Annotated in this window: 22 protein-coding genes; 12 read left to right on the forward strand and 10 right to left on the reverse strand. The window is 46.4% G+C overall.

The window, feature by feature from the left end:
- Positions 1-15: 15 nt before the first annotated feature.
- The gene (locus HGT71_RS12350) at positions 16-507 is read left to right on the forward strand and encodes a YajQ family cyclic di-GMP-binding protein (RefSeq protein ID WP_099825718.1); all 492 of its coding nucleotides are present in this window, start codon (positions 16-18) and stop codon (positions 505-507) included.
- Positions 508-564: 57 nt separating this feature from the next.
- On the opposite strand, the gene HGT71_RS12355 is transcribed toward HGT71_RS12350, so the two are convergent.
- The 8 genes from HGT71_RS12355 to HGT71_RS12390 all read right to left on the reverse strand — a co-directional run bounded on the left by HGT71_RS12355 (position 565) and on the right by HGT71_RS12390 (position 9,299).
- Positions 565-1,926, reverse strand: coding sequence for an MFS transporter (locus HGT71_RS12355; protein ID WP_214218071.1), 1,362 nt, complete (start codon positions 1,924-1,926; stop codon positions 565-567).
- A gap of 127 nt (positions 1,927-2,053) precedes the next feature.
- Positions 2,054-2,944 carry a heme o synthase gene (gene cyoE / locus HGT71_RS12360; RefSeq protein ID WP_048911688.1) on the reverse strand — a complete coding sequence of 297 codons (891 nt, stop codon included), beginning with the start codon at positions 2,942-2,944 and terminating at the stop codon, positions 2,054-2,056.
- Positions 2,945-2,958: 14 nt separating this feature from the next.
- Positions 2,959-3,288 carry a cytochrome o ubiquinol oxidase subunit IV gene (locus tag HGT71_RS12365; protein ID WP_092675588.1) on the reverse strand — a complete coding sequence of 110 codons (330 nt, stop codon included), beginning with the start codon at positions 3,286-3,288 and terminating at the stop codon, positions 2,959-2,961.
- On the reverse strand, positions 3,288-3,896 hold the full coding sequence (locus tag HGT71_RS12370; protein WP_048911690.1) for a cytochrome o ubiquinol oxidase subunit III: 609 nt from the start codon (positions 3,894-3,896) through the stop codon (positions 3,288-3,290). Before HGT71_RS12370 ends, HGT71_RS12365 begins: the two co-directional genes overlap by 1 nt.
- On the reverse strand, positions 3,896-5,878 hold the full coding sequence (cyoB, locus tag HGT71_RS12375) for a cytochrome o ubiquinol oxidase subunit I (RefSeq protein ID WP_214218072.1): 1,983 nt from the start codon (positions 5,876-5,878) through the stop codon (positions 3,896-3,898). The genes HGT71_RS12370 and cyoB overlap by 1 nt, the downstream gene beginning before the upstream one ends.
- A 2-nt stretch (positions 5,879-5,880) precedes the next feature.
- Positions 5,881-6,807, reverse strand: a complete 927-nt coding sequence (gene cyoA, locus HGT71_RS12380; RefSeq protein ID WP_099825715.1) for a cytochrome o ubiquinol oxidase subunit II — start codon at positions 6,805-6,807, stop codon at positions 5,881-5,883.
- Positions 6,808-7,199: 392 nt separating this feature from the next.
- Positions 7,200-8,672, reverse strand: coding sequence for an AmpG family muropeptide MFS transporter (locus HGT71_RS12385; RefSeq protein WP_214218152.1), 1,473 nt, complete (start codon positions 8,670-8,672; stop codon positions 7,200-7,202).
- A 42-nt stretch (positions 8,673-8,714) separates the two neighbouring features.
- Positions 8,715-9,299 (reverse strand): lipoprotein, encoded by a 585-nt coding sequence (locus tag HGT71_RS12390; protein ID WP_214218073.1) that lies wholly within the window; start codon positions 9,297-9,299, stop codon positions 8,715-8,717.
- Between the two features lie 157 nt (positions 9,300-9,456).
- Here HGT71_RS12390 and bolA point away from each other — a divergent pair, with 157 nt between their 5' ends.
- The 8 genes from bolA to HGT71_RS12430 all read left to right on the forward strand — a co-directional run bounded on the left by bolA (position 9,457) and on the right by HGT71_RS12430 (position 19,020).
- Entirely contained in the window at positions 9,457-9,771 is a 315-nt protein-coding gene (bolA, locus tag HGT71_RS12395) for a transcriptional regulator BolA (RefSeq protein ID WP_048911695.1), read from the forward strand.
- 278 nt (positions 9,772-10,049) lie between these two features.
- Positions 10,050-11,348, forward strand: a complete 1,299-nt coding sequence (gene tig, locus HGT71_RS12400) for a trigger factor (RefSeq protein ID WP_214218074.1) — start codon at positions 10,050-10,052, stop codon at positions 11,346-11,348.
- 219 nt (positions 11,349-11,567) lie between these two features.
- Positions 11,568-12,191 (forward strand): ATP-dependent Clp endopeptidase proteolytic subunit ClpP, encoded by a 624-nt coding sequence (gene clpP, locus HGT71_RS12405; protein ID WP_214218075.1) that lies wholly within the window; start codon positions 11,568-11,570, stop codon positions 12,189-12,191.
- Positions 12,192-12,278: 87 nt separating this feature from the next.
- Positions 12,279-13,550, forward strand: coding sequence for an ATP-dependent protease ATP-binding subunit ClpX (clpX, locus tag HGT71_RS12410; protein ID WP_062812390.1), 1,272 nt, complete (start codon positions 12,279-12,281; stop codon positions 13,548-13,550).
- 179 nt (positions 13,551-13,729) lie between these two features.
- The gene (gene lon, locus HGT71_RS12415) at positions 13,730-16,087 is read left to right on the forward strand and encodes an endopeptidase La (protein WP_214218076.1); all 2,358 of its coding nucleotides are present in this window, start codon (positions 13,730-13,732) and stop codon (positions 16,085-16,087) included.
- 171 nt (positions 16,088-16,258) lie between these two features.
- Positions 16,259-16,531, forward strand: a complete 273-nt coding sequence (gene hupB / locus HGT71_RS12420; RefSeq protein WP_048911701.1) for a nucleoid-associated protein HU-beta — start codon at positions 16,259-16,261, stop codon at positions 16,529-16,531.
- A 172-nt stretch (positions 16,532-16,703) separates the two neighbouring features.
- A complete protein-coding gene (gene ppiD, locus HGT71_RS12425) occupies positions 16,704-18,572 on the forward strand; it encodes a peptidylprolyl isomerase (RefSeq protein WP_214218077.1) in 1,869 nt (622 codons plus the stop codon).
- Between the two features lie 133 nt (positions 18,573-18,705).
- On the forward strand, positions 18,706-19,020 hold the full coding sequence (locus tag HGT71_RS12430) for a ComEA family DNA-binding protein (RefSeq protein WP_214218078.1): 315 nt from the start codon (positions 18,706-18,708) through the stop codon (positions 19,018-19,020).
- A 32-nt stretch (positions 19,021-19,052) separates the two neighbouring features.
- On the opposite strand, the gene queC is transcribed toward HGT71_RS12430, so the two are convergent.
- Positions 19,053-19,748, reverse strand: a complete 696-nt coding sequence (gene queC, locus HGT71_RS12435; RefSeq protein ID WP_214218079.1) for a 7-cyano-7-deazaguanine synthase QueC — start codon at positions 19,746-19,748, stop codon at positions 19,053-19,055.
- Positions 19,749-19,855: 107 nt separating this feature from the next.
- Between queC and HGT71_RS12440 the strand changes: the two genes are divergently transcribed.
- From HGT71_RS12440 to amtB, 3 genes are all read left to right on the forward strand, one after another.
- Positions 19,856-20,311 carry an Lrp/AsnC family transcriptional regulator gene (locus tag HGT71_RS12440; protein WP_048911704.1) on the forward strand — a complete coding sequence of 152 codons (456 nt, stop codon included), beginning with the start codon at positions 19,856-19,858 and terminating at the stop codon, positions 20,309-20,311.
- A 178-nt stretch (positions 20,312-20,489) separates the two neighbouring features.
- On the forward strand, positions 20,490-20,828 hold the full coding sequence (glnK, locus tag HGT71_RS12445; protein WP_092675984.1) for a P-II family nitrogen regulator: 339 nt from the start codon (positions 20,490-20,492) through the stop codon (positions 20,826-20,828).
- 25 nt (positions 20,829-20,853) lie between these two features.
- A complete protein-coding gene (gene amtB / locus HGT71_RS12450) occupies positions 20,854-22,143 on the forward strand; it encodes an ammonium transporter AmtB (RefSeq protein WP_214218080.1) in 1,290 nt (429 codons plus the stop codon).
- Between the two features lie 52 nt (positions 22,144-22,195).
- On the opposite strand, the gene HGT71_RS12455 is transcribed toward amtB, so the two are convergent.
- A complete protein-coding gene (locus tag HGT71_RS12455; protein WP_214218081.1) occupies positions 22,196-23,068 on the reverse strand; it encodes an acyl-CoA thioesterase domain-containing protein in 873 nt (290 codons plus the stop codon).
- Positions 23,069-23,135 lie beyond the last annotated feature (67 nt).

The following is a 23,135-nucleotide window of genomic DNA, read 5'->3' on the forward strand; positions in this document are numbered from 1 at the left end:
AGAGGAGAAGAAAATATGCCATCTTTCGATATAGTTTCAGAAGTTGAAATGCCAGAAGTGAAAAATGCTGTTGAAAATACCAACCGCGAACTCTCAACCCGTTTCGATTTTCGCAATGTGACGGCAGAAGTGACATTGAATGAAAAGAATGAAGTGATCACTGTGAGCAGTGAGTCTGACTTCCAAGTGCGTCAAATTGTCGACATCCTGCGTGAAAAAATGTTGAAGCGTGGCATTGAAGGGGCAGTGCTGGATGTACCCGAAGAGATTACCCACAGTGGTAAGAGCTGGAGCCTAGACATCAAAATGAAAAAAGGGATTGAGTCAGACATTGCCAAGAAAATTGTCAAAGTCATCAAAGATGCCAAGCTGAAAGTACAAACGCAGATTCAGGGTGAATCGTTGCGCGTGACAGGTAAATCGCGTGATGATTTACAATCCTCAATGGCAACCGTTAAGGCGGCTAATTTGGGGCAGCCGTTCCAATTTAAAAACTTCCGCGATTAAGATGACTTACCACTTACCTGAGCAACGGATCAGGTAAGTGGTCGAGAGGGGAGGGGGTTAATTCGCTGCAATCAGCGCTTCGATTTCTTGACGGTTGGTCGTTTTGCTGTCGATTTTAATATAAGCCGCCCGCTCTTCAGGAATAATTAAGACGTTACTCACGCCCGGAGCTTGGCGTAAGCGCTGTTCAAGCGACTGAGCATTATCAGTGCGGTCGATCACCACGCGAAGACTACTGACGTAAGGAGGCTCTTGCATGGTTAAACTGACCAGCAACCACACAATGGCAATTCCTGCGCCAAGTAAAAAGACAGCTTGCGCATCGACATGTTGGAAAACCCATCCGCCTACACTGCCGCCGATAGCAACACCCAAGAATTGACTGGTCGAGTAAATCCCCATTGCCGTCCCTTTATAGCCAGCAGGCGACTCTTTACTGATCAGTGAAGGTAAGATGGCTTCCATCAAATTAAAGGCGAAAAAGAAAAGCTGAACGCCCACGACCAAAGTCCAGAAGTGAGCACCAGCTTGCCACAATACCAGCTCTGCTATCAGTAATAGCGCCACGCAGCTCACAAACACCAGCTTCATCTTACGCTTCACTTCAGCAATGATAATAAACGGCACAACGCCTACAAAGGCGATCAGCATGGTCACCAGATAGACTTTCCAGTGCTCCGAGGCGGGGAAACCGGCTTGTTCAAACTCTCCGGGTAGCGCGACGAAGCTCGACATCAATAAGATATGCAGGAATAAAATACCGGCATTGAGTTTAAGCAGTTTGGGATTCGCAAGTACCTTGCTAAAGCTACCTTTAACCATACCCGACTCACGGTTAAGGACATGCTCGGAGGTAGAGGGGACAACTAATAAGGTGATGATGATCCCGAGGCTAGCGAGTACAGCAATCATCCAGAACAGGGCGTGTAAGCCGAGGAGATGCGTCACTATCGGGCCTATCACCATTGCAATGGCGAAGGTCACCCCAAAACTTACCCCAATAAAGGCCATCGCTTTGGTACGATTTTGCTCTCGCGTCAAATCGGATAATAGCGCCATTACCGCCGCGGCAATGGCACCGGAACCTTGCAAGGCACGTCCTAAAATAATCCCCCAAATTGAGGTCGTCGTTGCCGCAACAATACTGCCCAATACAAATACTAATAATCCGCCGACAATTAGAGGCTTACGACCTACGCGGTCAGAGAGTAGGCCAAAGGGGATTTGGAAGATGGCTTGTGCGAGGCCGTAGATACCAATAGCGAGTCCAATCAATCCCTCTGTCGCGCCCTGCAACGCCATACCATAGGTGGTTAATACAGGTAAGACCATAAACATGCCGAGCATGCGTAAAGAAAATACCGTCCCCAATCCCCAGGTTGCGCGCAACTCGAGTGGGGTCATTTTATTATCGTTCATGACAACCTCTAATTTAATTCTGTTTATAGTCTAAGGAGTTGTGTAGGTTGGGTAAATGAATAGATCTTAAGCTTACGTAACAAAAAGAAAAGGCGCGAAATTCGCGCCTTAGAAGCATAGCGTGGAATTAACGCACGTAGGTCAGTAGCTCTGGCGAGCCAGGGCCCATAAAGTCGACAGACATCATCACGCTTAACGCGGTAATGGCGACAATAGAGAAGACAAACAGCTTACGTGCCCAGACACGGTCATCGTTTTCAGATTTGTAACCTGATAATGCCATGCCCAACCACCACAGACTAACCGCGGCGGCAACCACTAAATATTTATAACCAGCATAGCCCCCTAAGGAGAGCATTAATGTCGCTACCATAAACGCGATGATATACAGCGTAATGTGGTTTTTAGCGACGGAGATACCTTTCACGACAGGTAACACCGGAATATTTGCCGCTTGATAATCTTTAAAACGGAAAATCGCTATGGCATAGGAGTGAGGCATTTGCCATAGGCTAAAAATAGCTAATAAAATCAATGCACCGGCATCGAAATTGCCCGTGACGGCACAATAGCCGATCACGGGAGGTGCGGCGCCCGACAAGCTTCCAATCAGCGTTCCGTAAACGGAATTACGCTTCATATAGAGGCTGTAGACACCGACATAAACCACGAAACCCATGACCGCTAGCCACATGGCTAACGGATTAGCACCAAAGTAAAGTACCGCGAATCCAGCAATACCTAACAAGGTGGCGTAGGCCAAGCTCACTTTTGTTGAGATGAGCCCCTTCACCAGAACTCGGTTTTTCGTTCTTTCCATCTTGTGGTCAATATCGCGGTCAATCACGTTGTTATAAACACAACCTGATGCGACGACGAGAGAGACGCCAATCAGTGAGACGAAAAATAAGCGGAAGTCGATGCTGCCTTTAGAAGCCAGCAGAAAACCCCCGATCACAGAAATTAAATTTCCGAAAATAATTCCTGGTTTTGTCACTTGTAGGTATTGCTTAATCATTACGGTTAACTCAGTTAGTGGGGCATCATGTTGTAGTTAAGGTTCCACATGATCCACAGTGAGCCGACCACAACAATCAAAATGATGATTGCTGAGAAGACAATGGCTACTAGGTTCCAACCGCCCTCAGACTTACTGTCGAGGTGGAGGAAATAGACCAGATGGACAATAACCTGAACTACGGCACAGATCACCACTACCGCTAAGGTAGTGGAGTGTGCAGAACTTCCATCCATTACCATCCAGAAAGGAATTCCCGTCAGGATGATAGAGAGGATGAAGCCAATCATGTACGACTTCACGCTACCATGCGATGCGCCATGTTCGGTTGCTGAGTGACTCATTACATGACCCCCATCAGATAGACAATGGTAAACACACAGATCCACACCACATCCAAGAAGTGCCAGAACAAGCTCAGACACATGATACGGGTGCGGTTAGTCGCGGTCAGACCACGTGTTGCGATCTGGAACATCAGGACCAGCATCCAAATCAGACCACAGGTTACGTGAAGTCCGTGGGTACCGACCAAGGTAAAGAACGCAGACAGGAAGCCACTACGCTGAGGACCGAAGCCTTCAGAGATCAGGTGATGGAATTCGTTGATTTCCATACCGATGAATCCTAGACCGCAGAGGAAAGTTAAGACTAACCAAGCATTAACCGTTCCTTTATTACCTTTGTTCATCGCAATCACTGCCATGCCGTAGGTAATAGAACTCAGGAGGAGTAGGGCGGTTTCACCAAGAACATATGGCAGTTCAAAGATGTCACGTCCTGCAGGACCGCCTGCGGTGCTATTCATCATTACTGCATAGGTTGCAAACAAGGTTGCAAAGATAATGCAGTCACTCATCAGGTAGATCCAGAAGCCGAAAATCTTATTGGCTCCTGCATCGTGATGCCCATGCTCTCCATGGGCGTCGTGGTGTTTAGATAGAGAAGACATTATTTCACACCTGCTTTGCTAAGTTCTTCAAAGTGTTTGTTCTCAATCTGTTCGATTTCTTTAACGGTAACGTAGTAATCCACGTCTTCGTCAAAGCTCTTGATGATCCAGCTCGCCAAGATTCCAACAAAAGAGACAACCGCCAACCACCAGATGTACCAGATCATTGCGAAACCGAAGATAGTTGCGAAGGCAGCGATAACGACTGCAGCACCACTATTTTTTGGCATATGAATTTCTTCATAATGCGCGGGTTTCTTATAGGCTTCACCTTTTTGCTTCATTTCCCAGAAAGAGTCACGCTCATTGATTTCTGGAATTACCGCAAAGTTGTAGAACGGAGGTGGAGAAGAGGTTGCCCACTCAAGAGAACGACCACCCCATGGATCCCCAGTCAGGTCACGATTCAGTTCACGGTCACGGATAGAGACATAGAACATAATCAGCTGGCAAAGGATACCCAGTGCGATCAGGCCTGCACCACAAGCTGCAACAACTAACAGCGGGTGGAATTGTGGATCGATGTTTTGACTTAAACGACGGGTCATCCCCATGAAGCCTAATGCGTACAGCGGCATAAAGGCAACGAAGAAGCCGATGATCCAGAACCAGAAAGAGCGTTTGCCCCATTTCTCGTCAAGCTTGAAGCCGAAGGCTTTCGGGAACCAGTAGGTCACACCCGCCATACAACCGAAGACAACACCACCGATAATAACGTTATGGAAGTGCGCAATCAGGAACAGGCTGTTGTGTAATACGAAGTCAGCACCAGGAACCGCTAACAGAACACCCGTCATACCGCCGACCGAGAAGGTCACGATAAAGCCGATGGTCCATAACATAGGCGCAGACATTTCGATACGACCTTGATACAGCGTAAACAACCAGTTGAAGATCTTAACCCCTGTTGGGATTGCGATAATCATTGTCATGATACCGAAGAAGGCATTGACGTTGGCACCGGATCCCATAGTGAAGAAGTGGTGTAACCAAACGATAAATGACAGAACGGTGATCGCAACTGTTGCCCACACCATTGAGGTGTAACCAAACATGCGTTTTTTAGCGAATGTTGCAGTAACTTCAGAGAAGACACCGAACACAGGAAGCACAAGGATATAAACTTCTGGATGTCCCCAAACCCAAATTAGGTTCACGTACATCATCATGTTACCGCCCATTTCATTAGTAAAGAAATGGAAGCCAAGGTAACGATCCAAAGTCAGCAGTGCTAAGGTTACCGTCAGTACTGGGAACGCAGCGATAATCAGGACGTTAGTACACAGCGCGGTCCAGGTAAAGATTGGCATTTTGAACATAGTCATGCCTGGGGCACGCATTTTCAAAATAGTGACGAAGAAGTTAATCCCGGTCAGTGTTGTACCAATACCTGATAGTTGTAGACTCCAAATCCAGTAGTCAACCCCTACGCCTGGGCTGTATTCAGCACCCGACAGAGGAGGGTAGGCCAGCCAACCGGTTTGCGCGAATTCGCCCACACCCAGAGACAGGTTTACCAAGATGACACCGATAGCCGTAAACCAGAAGCTTAAGTTGTTCAGGAATGGGAAGGCAACGTCACGGGCACCGATTTGTAACGGGACAGCGATGTTCATCAAACCAACAACGAAAGGCATCGCTACGAAGAAAATCATAATCACGCCGTGCGCGGTAAAGATTTGATCGTAGTGGTGCGGCGGAAGGAAGCCAGCTTCACCCGCAGAGGCAAGAACCTGTTGGCTCCGCATCATGATGGCATCGGCAAAACCACGGAGCAACATCACGAAAGCCATGATGCAGTACATGATACCGAGTTTTTTGTGGTCAATAGAGGTAAACCACTCTGTCCACAGATACTTCCACTTACCGTAGTAAGTGATGGCGGCAACGAGTGCCAGACCAATAAGGATAATAGCGGAGATGGTCACCATGACGATTGGTACGTCTAGGGGAACCGCCGCTAATGTTAATTTTCCTAACATGATTATTCCTCTGCTCCGGCTGAAGCGGTGTGATTCATGTCCATACCAGCGTGAGCAGGCATGTTCATTTTTCCGTGGCTAGACATAAACTTGTCAACAACTTGTGTAAACAGTTCAGGGTTAGCATTTGAGAAATATTCTACTGGATTGTTTTCGCTTGGCGCAGCCAACTTCTCAAACTGATCCATGGTAGTCAGTGTATTAGGTGCAGTCTTGACCTTGTCTACCCACTGCTGGAATTCAGCATTAGTGTTGGTGGCAATGGCTTTAAACTTCATACCAGAGAACCCGCGACCACTGTAGTTAGACGAAATACCATCAAAAATCCCTGCTTCGTTGGCAATCAGGTTCAATTGCGTTCTCATTCCAGCCATCGCATAGATTTGGCTTCCCAGAGTAGGGATAAAGAACGAGTTCATCACAGAGTTAGAGGTGATATTGAAATGCACCGGAGTGTTAGCTGGGAAAGCGATCTCATTAACTGTTGCAATACCTTGCTCAGGGTAAATAAACAGCCATTTCCAGTCTAAAGCAACGACATCAATTTCGACAGGTTTTACATCAGAAACGAGAGGTTTGCTAGGTTCTAGAGAGTGAGTACTTTTCCAAGTCAGCACGCTTAAGAAGACAATAATTAGGATAGGAACTGTCCAAACTACTGCTTCCACTTTATTAGAGTGTGACCAGTTAGGTGAGTATTTAGCATTTGTATTCGATGCCCGATACTTCCAGGCGAATGCAATTGCCATGAAGACTGCTGGAATGACGACAATCAACATCAAGCCGAAGGCTGTCAGTATTAGTGAACGTTGCTCCAGTGCAATCTGACCTTTAGGATTTAAAAGTGCACTATCACAACCACTCATGAGCAGAGTGGCTGAAATTAATGACAAAATCCCCAAACTATTTTTGTATTTCTTGAGTCTCATTTAACGACCTCAATGACAAAGGGCTGTATTGTCGTTTAAGTGTATCTGTATTTTACGGTAACGTTGGAGTAGTGTAAACCTGCTTGAGGTTCTGTCAGTAAAGTGTAGATGGTTATTTGAGACATTTAACAAATTTTATTCACGCAATGAAATTATCAACACCATCAATTAGTTGGCTTTAATATAACAAAAGCCTATTGATCTATGACTCACCTATTTGTTTCGAGCTATAACCACGAACTCTGTGCATCATTTATTTAACATAAAAGACCATATATCGTATCATTTATTCATATTCTATTATCTCAATGGTCGCCGACCTGCGGCGAAACCTTGAATTAATAATTAGTTCGATAAATTGAATTTTTCCTAATAATAAAAAAAATAGCATTTTATGCTGCTTTTTCCCTCGAAAGGATATCCAGCATCACCCCTACCACGGTGGCGAGAGCCGCGACGAGTAAGCCATAACGAATGAGTGGCTGTGTGAGGGCGAGCGCCACGGTATCGAATAAGTAGGTGATCAACATCATAAACAACCCTAGCGTTGCCATCAGTGCTCCCAGTAAAAACCCTTTGGTAGTCAGCGAGTAGGCGAAAGCGTAGTGGCGTCGGGGCGCAAAATCAGTCGTATCAGCCAATCCAAGCAGAGACGTTTTCGCAGCACGAAGCAGTAGAAGGCCCGGTAATGACGCGATGACCGTAAAGGCATAAAATCCTGACCAGTGCCAAGACTCAACCAGCCAGCCAGCAATAGGCCCAACATAAACGCGGCCCATCGCACTGAGGGCAGAGAGTAGGGCGAATTGTGTGGCAGAAAAACGGCGGTTACAGAGCGACATTAATAATGCGACAGCCGCTGCGGTCCCCATCCCGCCACATAAATTCTCGATGAAAACGGCACTCCCCATCGACCATAAATGGCTAGGGATCACGGTCAGCACCCAATAAGCCAAATTACTGAGTGCTTGTGCAATCCCGAAAATCATCAACGCTCGGTATAAGCTCCACTTTCGCATGAGCGCGCCACCATATAAGGCGCCGATGATGGTCGCGACCAGGCCAAGGGATTTGTTTACCAGCCCAACATCACCGGCACTGAATCCAAGACCCCTAATCAGAAAAGAGGTACTGAGCGCCCCCGCAAAGGCATCACCTAATTTGTAGAAAATGATGAGGGTAATCATTAGCCAAGTATTACTGCGCGTGAAAAAGTCTTTGAGCGGATCGACGACCGCATGGCGTAAGGATAACGGTGGGGCGACAGATTGTTCCGGCTCCTTGGCAAGCAGCGTTCCAATCAGGCCAAGCAGCATCAGCCCTGCCATCAGGAAATAGATATTATGCCAACCGAGATAGCGGTCAGCCAACCAGAGCGCCACTCCGCCGGACACTAACATGGCGAGGCGATAACCGAGAACCGTCAAGGCTGCCCCGTTACCGCGTTCTTCTGCAGAGAGTACATCGGTTTTCCATGCATCAAACACAATATCTTGTGACGCAGAACAAAATGCGACCGCGACGGCAAAGATAGCCAGTAGCAGTAATCCCGAATTCGGGTTAACGGTACCCATTAGGGCAATTAATAGGATAAGTAAAAGTTGGCAAACGGCTAACCAACCACGTCGCCGCCCGGTAAACGGCAGCGAGTAACGATCCATCATCGGGGCCCAAAGGAATTTGAAGACGTAGGCTTGGCCAACCATGGAAAAGAAACCAATGGTTTTCAGGTCGATATTCTCAACCGTCATCCATGCTTGCAGGGTGCCTGACGTCAGCGCTAAGGGAAGCCCTGATGAGAATCCTAAGAGTAACAGGACCCATGTCGTACGAGAGAATGTGATGAATCGTAAAGGTGAGGTCATGATGAATGGCTGCATGAAGAAAACATACAGCCATACTATCAGTTAGTGAGCGTTTTGTTTAATAAACTCGTGGATCGAGGTGTCATCGGCCATATCGCTAATCACATCGGTTAATGCGCTGTTCACAGCGGAAGTGATTTTAGCGTTGGTCGCGGTGAATGGCCCTTGAATGCTGTTACTTTGACGATAGGTTTTCACCTGCTTATTACCATTTTTTGCGGTAGCAATAATAGAAATGTCAGCTTGGGTTGTAATGCTGTAACGCACGTTACCCTGAGTCACATCGGCATAAAGCTTATTCACAATGATCTGCAGATCGACTGCTCCAGACGGGCCGACCATGTATCCGCGTGCTGTCATCTGCTTTTCTAACACTTCTTGAAGCAGGAAACGCAGGTCGCGTGACGGCGTCAAGGTGACTAATTGACCGTCTCGATTCACTTTTGCCAGTGCTTGGTCGGTACGCTGGTCGGCACCATTAATACTGATAGTGACCCCCATCAAGCTTGGATCTTGCTGAGGTAGGCGAATTTGGGGAGTTACATCAATGGTGTTGCTTGGCGCTGCGCAACCTGCCAAGAGAAATAAGGCTAGCAACGGGAAACCAAACTTTTTCAAAAGAGCCATGAATTTGCCACTCGATAGTTCATAAAGGAATTAAACCGCTTGTGCGGAACCGTCACTAAAATAGCACGTTTTTTTTTCGCAAAAGTAGTATGTAACAAGAAATAAACGCTACAATTTATTTAAGGTCATTGGATGCCTTATTAGCGAGGGACTTATTATGATACGTCAGACGATTGAAGAAAAATTAATTCAGGCTTTTTCACCTTCTCACCTTGATGTGCAGAATGAGAGTTATCGCCACAATGTGCCAGCAGGTGCGGAAAGTCATTTCAAAGTGATTATCGTGTCTGAACAATTCACCGATCAACGCTTTCTCGCGCGTCACCGCTCTATTTACAGCATTTTAGGCGCTGAGCTATCGGGTGGCGTTCATGCTTTAGCGCTACACACTTATACGCCGAAAGAGTGGGCGGGATTACAAGACACAGTATTGTCTTCACCGGACTGCCGTGGCGCAGGAATGATCGCTTAAAAAGAAGACAGTTTGAATAATTATTTTCTGATTTGTCTCAAAATGTCCCCTTAATGGATAAAATTTTCGCAGAATCTCCCCTCGAAACCCTGCCAAATCTCGACTCATATCGTTGATGCCGCTATAATGCGGCGTCTATTTTTCCAGAATGTCTTCGTGACGCTTCTGGTAACAGGGATGTTGTGCAAACCGTATCAACATATTCTGTTGTCGAACAGTGAGTCGTCTTGCTGTTCTCTATGAAGCCAATCGAGCACGTGATTTTTTGAGGTAACAAGATGCAAGTTTCAGTTGAAACAACTCAGGGCCTAGGCCGTCGCATTACCATGACTATCCCTGCCGACAACATCGAAGGTGCGGTGAAGAAAGAACTGGTTGATATCGCTAAAAAAGCGCGTATTGATGGTTTCCGTAAAGGCAAAGTGCCAATGACCATCATCGAAAAGCGTTACGGTGCTTCTGCTCGTCAGGATGTTCTGGGCGAACTTATGTCTCGTCATTTTATCGATGCGATCATTAAAGAGAAGATTAATCCAGCGGGCGCACCAAACTACGTTCCAGGTGAATACAAGTTAGGTGAAGATTTCACTTACTCAGTAGAATTCGAAGTTTACCCAGAAGTTGAATTAAAAGGGTTAGAGAACATCGAAATTGAGAAGCCTGTAGTCGATGTCAACGATGAAGACGTTGATGCCATGCTAGACACTCTGCGTAAGCAACAAGCAGATTGGAAAGAAACTGATAAAGCGGCGACTGCTGAAGATCGCGTAACCATCGATTTCTCTGGTTCCGTTGACGGTGAAGAGTTCGAAGGTGGCAAATCTTCTGACTTCGTTCTGGCGATGGGTCAAGGTCGTATGATCCCAGGCTTCGAAGAAGGCGTAGTCGGTCACAAAGCAGGTGAAGAATTTACTATCGATGTTAAATTCCCTGAAGAGTACCACGCTGAAACCCTGAAAGGGAAAGACGCTAAGTTCGATATCGTTCTGAAGAAAGTTGAAGAGCGTGAACTGCCAGAATTAACTGAAGAGTTCGTTAAGCGTTTCGGCGTTGCAGACGGTTCTGTTGATGGCCTGCGTGCAGAAATCAGCAAAAATATGCAACGTGAGCTGAAAGGCGCAGTGCGTAACCGCATTAAGACCCAAGCTATCGACGGTCTACTGGCGCAAAACGAGATTGACGTTCCTGCTGCACTGATTGACGGTGAGATCGACGTTTTACGTCGTCAAGCAGCTCAACGCTTTGGTGGTAACGAGCAACAAGCGTTAGAACTGCCACGCGAGCTGTTTGAAGAGCAAGCGAAACGTCGCGTTATGGTTGGATTACTGTTAGGTGAAGTGATCAACACTAACGAGCTGAAAGCTGACGAAGAACGTGTTAACACCATGATCGCTGATATGGCTGCAGCGTACGAAGATCCACAAGAAGTGATCGAGTACTACAGCAAAAATAAAGAGATGATGGACAACATGCGTAACGTTGCGTTAGAAGAGCAGGCTGTTGATTTCATTCTTGAAAAAGCTAAAGTTACTGATAAAGCGACTAAGTTCCAAGAACTGATGAACCAACAAGCTTAAGACGTAATAGTGTAGCTATTGAATTAGGCTCGTGATTTTAGGTCACGGGCCTTTTTTATCGTCCCCCCTTGAAAAGAATTTTCTGAACCGCAGTAATCTACTTCGCGTATTAATCAAAACCTTGTTATGCTTGAATGAATGTAAAATTACACTGCATCAGTGGCTGCTGTTACTAAAGGCGACAAGCGTTGCTCAAGAAATTTACCCAGGAGATGGTTTATGTCATACAGTAATCAACCCGAAATGACGCCAGCCCAAATGGCACTGGTTCCCATGGTTGTCGAGCAAACCTCGCGCGGCGAACGTTCTTACGATATCTATTCACGCTTATTAAAAGAACGCGTTATTTTTATGACCGGTCAGGTTGAAGACCATATGGCAAACCTGATTGTTGCGCAGATGCTGTTTCTTGAAGCAGAAAACCCAGAAAAAGATATCTATCTTTATATCAACTCACCGGGTGGGGTGATTACCGCTGGTATGTCTATCTACGACACCATGCAATTCATCAAACCGGATGTCAGCACTATCTGTATGGGGCAAGCTTGCTCCATGGGCGCGTTCTTATTAACCGCTGGCGCAGAGGGTAAGCGTTTCTGCCTACCTAACTCCCGTGTGATGATTCACCAGCCATTAGGCGGTTATCAGGGGCAAGCGAGCGATATCGAAATTCATGCCAAAGAGATCTTGAAGGTCAAACAGCGTATGAATGAACTGATGGCTAAGCACACTGGTAAAACCTTAGAAGAAATCGAGCGTGATACTGAGCGGGATCGTTTCCTCTCTGCAGCAGAAGCCGTAGACTATGGATTGGTCGACTCCATCCTGACTCACCGCAAGTAAAAGCGCTAAGCAAATTGCACACCTAAACGTCGAGTATTATCACAAAAGATAATGCTGGCATTGATAACACTGAGAAGAGGCTAACTGATGACTGATAAGCGCAAAGAGGGTTCAGGTAAATTGCTGTACTGCTCTTTCTGCGGCAAGAGCCAGCATGAAGTGCGTAAGCTAATTGCCGGACCGTCAGTGTATATCTGCGACGAATGTGTTGATTTATGTAATGACATTATTCGTGAAGAGATAAAAGAAGTTGCTCCACATCGCGAGCGCAATGCACTGCCGACGCCGCGTGAGATCCGCACGCATCTCGATGATTATGTGATTGGTCAAGAAAAGGCGAAGAAAGTCCTTTCTGTCGCAGTCTATAACCACTATAAGCGCCTACGTAATGGCGATACATCGAACGGTGTTGAATTAGGTAAAAGTAACATTTTACTTATCGGCCCTACCGGAAGTGGTAAAACCTTACTTGCTGAAACCCTAGCACGTTTGCTGGATGTGCCGTTCACTATGGCGGATGCCACGACCCTGACAGAAGCGGGTTATGTCGGTGAAGATGTTGAAAACATCATCCAGAAGTTACTCCAAAAATGTGACTACGATGTTGAGAAAGCGCAACGTGGTATCGTTTATATCGATGAGATCGATAAAATTTCACGTAAGTCAGATAACCCTTCCATCACCCGTGATGTCTCGGGCGAAGGTGTTCAACAAGCCTTACTGAAACTGATTGAAGGGACAGTGGCAGCCGTTCCTCCACAAGGTGGCCGTAAACACCCACAACAAGAGTTTTTGCAAGTTGATACTTCAAAAATTCTCTTTATCTGTGGGGGCGCTTTTGCTGGATTAGATAAAGTGATCGCTCAGCGTGTCGAAACGGGTTCAGGTATCGGTTTTGGCGCAACGGTAAAAGATCCGTCTAAGAAAGCGGCTGAAGGAGAGCTTTTAGCCCAAGCAGAGCCTGAAGATTTGATTAAATTTGGCTTGATCCCTGAGTTCATCGGCCGTCTTCCTGTGGTCGCGACCCTGAGCGAACTGAGTGAAGAAGCGTTGATTCAAATTTTACGCGAACCTAAAAATGCGTTAACGAAGCAATACCAAGCGTTATTCAGCCTTGAAGGCGCAGAGCTAGAGTTCCGTGAAGAAGCACTTGTGGCGATTGCAGAGAAAGCAATGAGCCGTAAGACCGGCGCACGCGGACTCCGTTCTATCGTTGAAGCGGCATTGCTTGAAACCATGTATGAACTGCCTTCAATTGAGGGCGTTGAAAAAGTGGTTATCGACGAAAATGTGATTGCGGGAACCTCTGAACCGATGCTTATTTATGGTAAGCAAGAAGCGCAAGCCTCTGGTGAGTAAATAACCGAGTCGTTAGAGTAATACGTTAATAAAGGGGAAATTAAATTTCCCCTTTATTTTTCTTACGTATAGACCGTTGAATATCATAATATCATCCCCATATGTTAATCATCTAGACGTGGTAAGTCACAGAGTTAGGCCTATCACACCCAGCGGAAATTAAACTAAGAGAGAGCTCTATGACTTCTGAGCGTTCCGAACACATTGATATTCCCGTGTTACCTTTACGCGATGTGGTGGTTTATCCGCACATGGTGATACCGTTATTCGTGGGTCGCGAAAAATCTATCCGCTGCTTAGAGTCAGCGATGGATAACGATAAAAAAATTCTGCTGGTGGCGCAGAAAGAAGCGACTACTGATGAGCCGAGTATTGACGATTTATTTACTGTCGGAACGGTGGCTTCGGTCCTACAGATGCTAAAACTGCCAGACGGTACGGTTAAAGTATTGGTCGAAGGGGTACAGCGTGCAACATTGACCTCGCTTGATGATAGCCAAGAGTTTTTCACGGCGCAGATTGAGTATATCGAAAGCCCTGACATTGATGACAGCGAGCAAGAGGTGCTGATCCGCGCGGCGGTCAGTCAATTCGAAGGCTACATCAAACTCAACAAAAAGATCCCACCGGAAGTGTTGACCTCTTTAAACAATCTTGAGGATGCAGCACGCCTAGCAGATACCATTGCCGCGCATATGCCACTTAAATTGGCAGACAAGCAATCAGTACTGGAAATGTCAGACGTTAATGAACGTCTGGAGTACTTGATGGCCATGATGGAATCAGAAATTGATCTGCTACAGGTCGAAAAACGTATTCGTAATCGTGTCAAGAAGCAGATGGAGAAGAGCCAGCGCGAGTATTATCTGAACGAGCAAATGAAAGCGATTCAGAAAGAACTCGGCGAAATGGACGATGTACCTGATGAATTCGAAGCATTGAAACGCAAGATCGATGAAGCGAAGATGCCTGCGGAAGCGAAAGAGAAAGCTGAAGCTGAGCTACAGAAGCTGAAAATGATGTCACCGATGTCTGCTGAAGCGACAGTCGTACGCGGCTATATCGACTGGATGGTTCAGGTTCCTTGGGTGGGGCGTAGCAAAGTTAAGAAAGACCTGCGTAAAGCACAAGAAACGCTTGATAAAGACCACTTCGGTTTAGATCGCGTTAAAGACCGCATTCTTGAATACCTCGCGGTACAAAGCCGTGTGAATAAGATCCGGGGTCCTATTCTTTGCTTAGTGGGGCCTCCTGGTGTTGGGAAAACCTCTTTAGGTCAATCTATCGCTAAGGCGACAGGACGCAAGTACATCCGTATGGCGTTGGGTGGCGTGCGCGATGAAGCGGAAATTCGTGGACACCGCCGGACTTATATCGGTTCTATGCCGGGTAAATTGATTCAAAAGATGGCGAAAGTTGGGGTTCGTAACCCGCTATTCCTACTTGATGAAATCGATAAGATGTCCGCAGATATGCGGGGCGATCCCGCTTCAGCGCTGTTAGAGGTGTTAGATCCAGAGCAAAACAATGCGTTCAATGATCACTATTTAGAAGTGGATTATGATCTGTCTGATGTGATGTTCGTTGCGACGTCTAACTCAATGAACATCCCAGGGCCGTTACTGGACCGGATGGAAGTGATTCGTCTTTCTGGGTATACCGAAGATGAGAAGCTCAATATCGCTAAAGACCACCTGTTACCCAAACAGATGGAACGTAATGCGCTTAAATCGGGTGAATTAACGGTCGAAGATAGCGCCATCATGGGCATCATCCGTTTTTACACGCGTGAAGCGGGCGTGCGTAGCTTGGAAAGGGAACTCTCTAAACTTTGCCGTAAAGCCGTTAAAGCGCTTCTGCTTGATAAGAAGTTGAAACATATCACGATTAATGCTGAAAACCTCAGCGAATATCTTGGTGTTCAACGCTTTGATTATGGCCGTGCAGACGAGAAAAATCGTATCGGTGAAGTGACTGGACTGGCGTGGACCGAGGTAGGTGGCGACCTGTTGACCATTGAAACCGCGAGTGTTCCAGGTAAAGGTAAACTCTCGTACACCGGTTCTCTGGGCGAAGTGATGCAGGAATCTATTCAGGCGGCGATGACAGTGGTACGTTCTCGTGCAGAATCATTAGGTATCAATAATGATTTCTACGAAAAACGAGATATTCACGTTCACGTTCCTGAAGGTGCGACACCGAAAGATGGCCCAAGCGCAGGGATTGCAATGTGTACGGCTTTAGTCTCAAGTCTTACTGGAAACCCGGTTAAAGCTGAAGTGGCGATGACGGGAGAAATCACTTTACGCGGACAAGTGTTACCTATAGGTGGCTTAAAAGAGAAGCTGTTAGCCGCTCACCGTGGTGGCATAAAAACCGTGTTGATTCCTTTCGAGAATAAGCGCGATTTAGAGGAAATCCCTCAAAATGTTATCGCTGATCTCAGTATCCATCCGGTGAAAAACATTGAAGAAGTTTTAAAATTAGCCCTTGAACGTGCGCCAGAAGGGATTGAAGTAATTACCCCATCGGCATAACATGGCGAACTTGTCGAATACCTATAGTGGGTATTCGACATCATTAAGTTGATTTTTGTGGACCATTCGGAGCATTTACGTTGTTTCGAGCGTCGATGCCTGCTATAACAAGCAGCTCATAAGTGAGAGGGGATACTCTCTGCGACATGAAATAATAAAGGGGATGTTAACGTGAATAAATCACAATTGGTTGATAAAATTGCTGCTGATGCAGATATTTCCAAAGCAGCTGCAGGACGTGTTTTAGACGCATTTATTGGTGCGGTAACTGAATCATTAAAAGCTGGTGATGACGTTGCTCTGGTCGGTTTTGGAACTTTCGCGGTTAAAGAGCGTGCTGAACGTACTGGCCGCAACCCGCAAACAGGTAAAGAGATTACTATCCCTGCAGGTAAAGTCCCTGGCTTCCGTGCAGGTAAAGGGTTAAAAGACTCAGTTAACTAACTCTTACTCACCGTGAAACAATTTCTTTCATGGAATGAGGACGCGATAACGCTTCTCATGTAACATAGAGGCACATCAATCGATGTGCCTTTTTTTCTGGTAAGTCATACGGGTTGCCTTAGGCCACATCGGCCAGCGTTAAATTTCTACCACAGTGGAGTGTTGCCAAATCATGATGGACAATTTACGCTCAGCGTCTAACCACGTTGTGCTTAAAATCATACTGGGAATAATCATTATTTCTTTCGTACTGACCGGTGTCAGTAACTATTTGATCGGCGGAAATCATGATTATGCTGCAAAAATCAACGGTGAAACAATAAGCCGAGCTCAATTCGAAAATGCCTATAACAATGAGCGCGCACGCCAGCAACAACAATTGGGCGACCAATACGCACAATTAGCGGGCAATGAGCAATTTATGCAGCAGCTTCGTCAACAAGCGCTTTCCCAACTTGTGGACCAAACACTTCTACAACAATATGTTCATTCACTCCACCTTGCGGTGACAGATGAACAAATTAAGCAGGCTATTTTTGCCGTCCCGCAATTCCAAACCAATGGACATTTCGATAACGCGCTTTATAACTCTGTGTTAAGCAGCGTGAACTATACGCCAGATAGCTATGCAGCATCTTTACGTAAAAGCCTAGCAAATCAGCAATTAGCCCAAGCAGTGGGTAATACCGATTTCGTGCTTAATAGCGAAGCAAACCGCATTGCCGATCTTGTTTCTCAACAACGTAAAATTCGTCAAGCAACCTTAAATATCGATAGCTTAGCTGCCCAGCAAAAAGTGACGGATGATGAAATTAAGGGTTATTACGACACGCATCAAGACGCATTCAAATTACCTGAGCAATTCAAAGTCAGTTATATCAAACTGGATGCTAAGGCGATGCAAAAAGCGCCGACCGAGCAAGCAATTCAGGAATGGTATGACAGCCATAAAGCGGACTACACTCAACAGGCTCGCCAGCGCTATAGCGTTATTCAGGTAAAGACTCAGCAACAAGCAGACGATTTACTTAAGCAACTGCAGCAAGGCGCTAACTTCGCGGAGATTGCGCGTCAACATTCTGAAGATTCCGTATCCGCCAAGCAGGGTGGGGATCTCGGCTGGATGGAGTACGATTCTGTTCCCGATGAAATCACTTCGGCGAAACTGACCGAGAAAGGCACACTGTCTGGCGTTATCAAAAGTTCTGTAGGCTACCTGATTGTCCGTTTAGACGATGTCCAACCGGAACAGCAACAGTCGCTTGCTACGGTTCATCAAGCTGTTGCGGATAAAGTGCAACAAGAGGCCGCCATTAGCCAGTTCTACGCACTGCAGCAAAAAGTCAATGATGCAGCGAGTAACGATAATGACTCTTTGGCTGCTGCTGAACAAGTTGCAGGGACAAAAGCGGTTCAAACTTCATGGTTTAGCCAACAGTCAGTGCCTGATGTGCTGAATTTTGACCAAGTGAAAGAAGTGATCTTCAACGGTAGCTTACTCGGTGAGCAAGGCACGCCTGGCAGTAACTCGAGTATCATCACGGTCGATGGTGATCGCGCATTTGTCGTCCGTATTTCGGCACATGAACCGGCTAAAGTGAAACCTCAATCTGAAGTGACGGCAGATATTACTGCTGACATTAAGCATGATAAAGCGGTTGCTGCAGCTAAAGCTCAAGCTGAGTCAATAGTCACCGAATTACGTCAAGGTAAACAAACACGCTTTGCGCAAGCTGGACTGCAGTTTGGTGCTGCGCAAACCTTGCAACGTAACCAACAATCGTCTTTATCAGAGACGGTATTTGGGTTAACGCCACCGCAAGGTACAACGCCTAACTATGGCTTTACTCAAGATAATAACGGCAACGTTGTCATCATTGCGTTGGACAAAGTGATCACCGGTGAAATGCCAGCTGCCCAGAAAGCGCAGATGGTGAAAGGGATTGCGGATAATAATGCCCAACTGGCCTTTACTGCACTGCTTGAGCAATTACGCCAGGAAGCGAAAATTAAGTACGGCGATGCAGTGCAATTGCAATAATACTCACAAATAATCATTGTTGTAATGATAATAAAAAGGTCGCTTATGCGGCCTTTTCCATTTCTCAACGCTCTCAATTGGCAAGCTTCCGCCATCGACATAGCCTATAGCTTCACTTAATAGGAGAACATCTATGTCACGACAACAACTTACCCTTTTAATCTTCTTATTCGCTACACTGAGTCCCCTCACACAAGCTGCCACGCCGAAAAAGGGTGATAAAAATAGCGAAGTGGTACAACAACTGGCCGTTGATAAGGTGAATCTTAATACCGCAGATGCCGCAACCTTGTCCGCAAAACTCAATGGTGTCGGACTGAAAAAAGCCCAAGCGATTATTGAGTACAGAGAAAAATATGGCTTATTTACGGATGTGAAGCAGCTGATAGAAGTGCCTGGTTTTGGCGAGAGCCTGGTTAGCCGTGTTATCGCAAAATTAACGCTATAGGGAGTAAGGGGTTACCGATGTAACCCCTGTGGTTAGCTAAGGTGATTTTTCGACTTCAATTCTTTCATCGTTTCGTCTGGTGCGTTAAGGTACTGCTCAAGACCTTTAGCACGAAGGTGACAGGCTGCACACTCTCCGCAGCCTGAACCGGCGATACCGTTATAACAGGTTAGGGTATGGTCCTTGATTAGCGGTAACTGTCCCCAATAATCGGCAAGTGCCCAAGTTTCTGCTTTGTTCAGCCACATCAAAGGCGTTTCAAAACGCACGTCTTTAGCCATTCCGAGTACCACTGCTTGATTCAGGGCTTTAACAAATTCGTCACGACAATCGGGATAGCCTGAAAAATCGGTCTCACAGACACCGGTGATCACTGCTTCCGCTTCAACTTGGTAGGCATAGATCGAGGCTAAAGTAAGAAAGAGAATATTTCGGCCGGGAACAAAAGTACTGGGGAGTTCTGTGGCATTAGGTTGATAGCCGGGCACGGGAATATTGTCACGTGTCAGACTACTTATGGCTAATTCATTGAGTAAGGTCACGTCCATCACTTTATGCGCCGCTACGCCTAATCGCTGAGTCAGTTGCTGAGCAATAGCGATCTCTTGTTGGTGGCGTTGCCCATAATCAAATGTAATACAGTGCACCTCATCATAGTGCTGAATGGCCTGCACTAAACAGGTGGTTGAGTCTTGACCACCACTAAATACGACAACTGCTTTTTTCATCTTTAGGGTCTCTAAGGAAAATTTTGACTATTTTACCTCGAGAAGAGGAGTCGCCGCAAAATTAGCAGTATGATAGTGCTGATTTTGGCTCAACGATAGGCATGTCTATGATAGATAAAATTGATCGCAAGCTACTCGCCTTACTCCAAGAAGATTGCAGTCTCTCTTTACAGGCGTTAGCTGATGCCGTAAACCTCACGGCCACGCCTTGTTGGAAGCGTTTAAAAAAGCTAGAAGAAGAGGGGATTATTCGCGCCCAAGTGGCGTTATTGAATCCAGACAAGTTAGGGCTTACCCTCACGGCATTTATGTTTCTAAAAACTTTGCATCATAATCGTGAATGGTATATCGATTTTGTTCAACAGATCAAAACCATGCCAGAGGTCTTGGCGTGTCATCGACTCACGGGTGAATATGATTATTTATTACGCGTTCAAGTTAAAGATATGAAATGTTACGACAACTTCTATAAAACGCTGGTCAATAGTATAGACGGCTTAAGCGTCGTGACATCCAGCTTTTCGATGGAAGAAATAAAGTATACAACAGCCCTACCGTTATAGCTTTGCACTGAAATGGCGCTGACTCAGTGCGGCGCGCACCGATATAGTGCAATGCTTCCTCTGCGTGGTAACTCACTCATCTTTGATCGTCCCATTCTGAATGCTCGCAAAGATTCATAATGTGGCACGCTTATTGCTTCCTCAAAAGAAATATTGGCAGGCTGTCTGGGGAATATAAATGAAACTAGTAACGGTAGTGATCAAACCTTTTAAACTCGAAGACGTGCGTGAAGCGTTATCGTCCATCGGAATTCAAGGTCTAACAGTTACGGAAGTGAAAGGTTTTGGTCGCCAAAAGGGGCATGCAGAGCTCTATCGCGGTGCAGAATATAGCGTCAACTTCCTGCCGAAAGTCAAAATTGATATTGCGATTGCTGAGGACCAATTAGAAGAAGTTATCGAGGTCATTACTAAAGCAGCTTATACCGGTAAAATTGGAGACGGTAAAATTTTCGTCTCTAATCTGGAGCGGGTTATTCGTATTCGTACGGGCGAAATCGATGAGTCGGCACTGTAATTTTATGCAGCGATTGGGGAATAATATGAAAAAAATAGTCTCACTGCTAAGTTTGTTTGCTGCGTTAGGGCTGCCAAGTTTAGCCTTTGCCGCACCGGAGCCTACCGCCAGCGGCGCAGATAATGGCTTTATGATGATTTGTACGGCGCTCGTATTGTTTATGACCGTTCCTGGCGTGGCGCTGTTTTACGGTGGTTTAATTCGTGGTAAAAACGTTTTATCGTTGATGACCCAAGTCTTAGTCACCTTTGCCTTAGTCTGTGTGGTATGGGTTGTCTACGGCTACTCCCTGACATTCAGTGAAGGCAACAACTTTTTTGGTGGTTTCCAATGGACGCTGCTAAAAGGGATTGAACTGAAAGCAGTCATGGGCAGTATTTACCAATATATTCATGTTGCTTATCAAGCCTCCTTTGCGTGCATCACGGTAGCCTTAGTGGTCGGCGCACTTGCTGAACGCGTTCGTTTTTCTGCGGTATTAATCTTCTCGCTGCTATGGGTCACCTTCTCTTACTTCCCTATTGCTCACATGGTCTGGGCCAATGGCCTGTTAGCGAAAGATGGTGCGCTGGACTTTGCTGGTGGCACGGTTGTGCATATCAACGCAGCCATCGGCGGCCTAGTGGGAGCCTGGGTACTGGGTAAACGGAGTGGATTTGGCAAAGAAGCTTTCAAACCCCATAACCTGCCAATGGTCTTCACCGGTACAGCGATTCTTTATATCGGTTGGTTTGGATTCAATGCAGGGTCTGCAGCATCAGCTAATGAAATTGCGGCGCTTGCTTTTGTGAATACCATTGTTGCCACGGCGGGTGCGATATTATCATGGACGTTTGGTGAATGGGCAATCCGCGGCAAACCTTCACTCCTTGGTGCATGTTCGGGTTTCATCGCCGGATTAGTGGCTATCACCCCAGCTTGTGGCTATGTAGGCGTCGGTGGGGCGCTGGTTATCGGGGTTGTCGGTGGGTTAGCAGGTATTTGGGGCGTGACTGGGTTAAAACGTTTCCTTCGCGTGGACGATCCTTGTGATGTCTTCGGCGTGCACGGCGTCTGTGGTATCGTTGGCTGCCTCTTAACAGGTGTCTTTGCATCCTCTTCTTTAGGTGGCGTAGGCTACGCAGAAGGTGTGACGATGGGACATCAAGTGTGGATTCAATTACTCAGTTGTCTTGTCACCATTGTATGGTCTGGCGTTGTCGCGTTCATAAGTTTCAAGATTGCGGATATGACGGTCGGACTCAGAGTAAGCGAAGATTTAGAGCGTGAAGGCCTTGATGTGAATAGTCATGGTGAAAATGCCTACAACCAATAAAGCTCACTAAGAAAACCTCAATACAGCCTGGCTCAAGTCCAGGCTGTATAATTTAGGCCTTATCAAGATGTTGTCGAATAACCCCTTCCTGAGCCGTCGAGGCAATTAATGTGCCTTGGTTATCGTAAAACGCACCTCGTACGAACCCACGACTATTTTGTGCTGAAGGGCTTTCTATATCATAGAGCAGCCAATCATTGATGTTGATGGGGCGATGGAACCACATGGAGTGGTCAACCGTAGCTACTTGCATATCTTCTTCTAAAAACCCTTTCCCATGGGGTTGTAAGGCGACAGGAAGAAAATTGAGATCGGCTGCATATCCTAACAGCGCACTGTGGAGGAAAGAGTGCTCGTCGAGCTGGCCATTCGCTTTCAGCCATAACTGACGTTCCCCCGCACTGACATGACCTTTTAAAGGGTTATAAGGTTGAACGGGACGGATCTCTAGCGCACGCTCGGCACTGAAGGCATTTACAAAACGTTTGTTTATGGCGGTCGGTGAGAGTTGGCGTACCAGCTCCTGTTCAGTGGCTAAGGAGAACGGGGCAGGGGCCTGAGGCATGTCGGTTTGATGCGAGAAGCCTGGCTCATTCGAATGGAATGAGGCTGTCATGGTGAAAATAAGTTGTTCATTTTGCGAAGCCACTATGCGTCGCGCGCTCAGGCTTCTTCCGTCGCGCAATATCTCAACGTCGTAATGGATCGGTAAAGCGCTATCACCTGGACGTAAGAAGTAACTGTGGCAAGAGTGGATGAGTCGATCAGCAAGCGTTGTTTGTTGCGCCGCACTGATGGCTTGAGCAATAACTTGGCCGCCAAATACTTGGCGAAGCCCTAAGTTTTCACATTGACCCACAAAGTGTAGGGGGCCGATTTTTGTGAGGCTCAGTAATTCGGTTAACGCGTTAAGTGCTTGACTCATTGATCTATCCTCATGATGAATCATCTGACTTTATATTAATTAAAATCAAAAAATAGCGGATTTAACA

This window comes from Rosenbergiella epipactidis, assembly GCF_018494055.1.
Taxonomy (GTDB): Bacteria; Pseudomonadota; Gammaproteobacteria; order Enterobacterales; family Enterobacteriaceae; genus Rosenbergiella; species Rosenbergiella epipactidis.